Genomic DNA, 2,763 nt, shown 5'->3' with positions numbered 1-2,763 from the left:
GAGTACATAAAGTGAAATGCCGCCGTAGGTCAAAGACGTAAGCAAGAGAAAGAGTACAAGCAACACTTTGGGGCTAATAGAAGATAGCTTGGTCATGCTGAAATGACTTCCATGTTATTTTTTGGAGTTATATGAAAAATATAGGATAGATATCTTGTCTATGGGCTTGTTTATCCTTTTTGTCGAATAGAATGGGTGCTGACTAGTTCCATTCTCATAGCCCTTGATTCGCCGAGTTATTGCAAAACTTCCTTAAATATCTATGTTTAATATAGAAAACCAATACAAAAAGGGTCATTTAAGTATGGATGCCACTCCCGTCAAAGTTCTGTTTGTGTGCGTGAAGAAAGGTGTAAGAGCGGCTATCGCTAAAGCGATTGTCGAGCTGCAATCTAATGGGGTGATACACGCTAGCTGTTGTGGTTTTGAGCCAGGACCAACCCCCCAAGTTCTCTTAGATGAGTTGTCTAACATGCTTGACGTTGCAATAATTGGCGAGAGTAAAACAGTATTTGAATACAAAAAGACTAATGAAAAATTCGATTACGTAATTACGCTTTGCGACCAAGCAAGTAATGAGCAGTGTCACTTGTTTGTTGGATGTGTGAACTTGGTTTGCTCTCACGTACCCCATAGGCTCCATTGGGCTATCCCCAATTTGGCTGGTGCAATAGATCTGCCAGAGAGAGAAAGGGCCCAGTTTGTAAGAGGGGTTGTAGAACAAATAGATCTTAAAGTGACGCAACTTGTGGCAATCGCACAAACAAAAGGTTAAATGCTCTCTCAGTTTGCGTTAGTGTGGATTTACTTACCTTACAGGTAATTTAGTTTTTGTCTTTACCTGTCCAAAGGCGAAGCTTGATTCAATCGAAGCAATATTGGGCAGGCGAGTTAACTGCTTGCGAATAAACTGCTCGTAGCTTTTTAAAGATTCACTTACCACATGCAGCAGGTAATCGTGATTCCCCGTCATTAGAAAGCACTCTAACACTTCATCAATCGCTTCAATGTGCTGCTCAAAGTCTCGCATGTTCTCTTCCGTCGGCTTTTCAAGTTTCACCAACACAAACACATTCACGGGAAGACCGCACGCTTCTTGATCGACACTGGCGTGATAGCCTCGAATGATCCCTTGTTTCTCTAATGCTCGAACTCGGCGTAAACAAGGGGAGGGAGAAAGTGCTACGCGGTCGGCTAACTCTTGGTTGGTGAGTCGTGCGTTGCTTTGCAGTTCAGCCAGTATCTTCTTGTCGATCTCATCCATTGGCATATTCCATCAATATTAAACCGTAGTTAGCAATATTATTGCTAAAAGTGTATGTCTTACTTCGCAAATAGCAATATTTAACATTTATGCAACACTAAAATTAAAGGAGGTACAACAAGGATGGAATGACTTAGCAATTATGAATACTTCAACGCAACTTAGCCCCCTACGTAAAACCACCAAACACGAACAAGCAGAAGCCCTCGCCATTGAGCAAGCAAAACATTTTGGCATTGATCCAAGCAGCGATTACGGTACCACGCTGGTGGAATTAGCGACGACACTGTACAAAGCCAATACCAAGACACACGATCTTTGGGCATTGACGGTTGATGGCCTTTCAGAGCTGGATAAGAGTGACCGTATCGCTTGGTTTAACGCCAAACGTTTCCTGTCGTTCCAGATCGCTAAGATCCTCGATAACCTGCAAAACCCAATGCGCGCGACTTACCAATCCATTGCGACTAACAATGGTAATTTTGCCTCAAAAGGCGCGTATCCGATTTTCGACAATGTGGCGGCTATATTTTCCGCAAGCCCTGTCATTACTCGCACCGCGACCTATTTGTTTGCCTGTACTGAATGGATTGAAGACGCATTCAACGGTAAAGAGCCACTGCACGATATCTATTCTCGACTTCTCAACCCGACATCGATTTCACTTGCGAACCACATGGTTGATCTAGAGGCAGGCTCAAGAGCCAATGAGTACCTCGCATGGAACTTTAATTCAGGTATGGCGGCTATTGATGGGCTGTTGAGCCATTTACTTGGTCATGAAGATATTGTGTTGGCTTCACGCAACATCTACGGCGGTTCTTATCAGCTGCTGGAGGATTGGTTTGGCAAGCCGTCGAATCTGAATGTCGCGGTAGAGTGGGTGGATGGTTATTCCGGTGATGAGTTTGCGACTAGGCTTGATGAGCTTGCCGATAAATATGCTGATCGCCTCGCTGTAGGCAAGAAAATCTACGTTTACCTTGAGTCACCGTGTAACCCGCACGGCTATGTATTAGATGTTGCGAGTATAAGTAAAGCCGGTCACTCTCGTGGTTGGGATGTAATTGTCGACTCGACGGTGGGTACGCCATTACTGCACCCAGTACTAAAACGCGATGATGTGATGGAAAGGCCAGATTATGTGATTCACTCGTATACCAAAGAGCTTGCCGGTTCTGGCACCACCACAGCAGGTGTTGTGATTGGCCGCAACGAGACCATGTTTGTACCTAAAGGGGAGGACGTCACTTTCACTAAGCCCAATGGCGATGAGACGACGATTCCTTGGAATGAAACCCTGTTTTGGAATGTGTATTACATTAAAGGTGCCTTCTTAGATGCAGACAAAGCGTTTGAGGTGCTCAATGGCATGAAAACTTATGAGATGCGTGTGGTGCAGAAAACCATTAATACGCTGACTCTAGCGAAAATTTTTGATGCTCACCCAGACATTAATGTGTCGTGTCCTGCTTTGCCAGACAGTGATAACTACGAAC

General features: G+C 44.4%; 3 protein-coding genes. 2 read left to right on the top strand and 1 reads right to left on the bottom strand.

The window, feature by feature from the left end; translation table 11 throughout:
• Nucleotides 1–304: 304 nt before the first annotated feature.
• Nucleotides 305–775: a hypothetical protein gene (locus BCT81_RS28830; protein WP_102426646.1), complete on the top strand. Its 471-nt coding sequence runs from the start codon at nt 305–307 to the stop codon at nt 773–775.
• Between the two features lie 33 nt (nt 776–808).
• On the opposite strand, the gene BCT81_RS28825 is transcribed toward BCT81_RS28830, so the two are convergent.
• Nucleotides 809–1,264: an Lrp/AsnC family transcriptional regulator gene (locus BCT81_RS28825; protein ID WP_032548816.1), complete on the bottom strand. Its 456-nt coding sequence runs from the start codon at nt 1,262–1,264 to the stop codon at nt 809–811.
• A gap of 142 nt (nt 1,265–1,406) precedes the next feature.
• Between BCT81_RS28825 and BCT81_RS28820 the strand changes: the two genes are divergently transcribed.
• A partial coding sequence (locus BCT81_RS28820) for a PLP-dependent transferase (protein ID WP_102426645.1) occupies nt 1,407–2,763 on the top strand: 1,357 nt, incomplete at its 3' end.

The organism is Vibrio sp. 10N.261.52.A1 (assembly GCF_002876325.1).
Taxonomy (GTDB): domain Bacteria; phylum Pseudomonadota; class Gammaproteobacteria; order Enterobacterales; family Vibrionaceae; genus Vibrio; species Vibrio chagasii.
The sequence above is the reverse complement of the archived record's forward strand: the minus strand, read 5'-3'. Positions and strand labels throughout refer to the sequence as shown.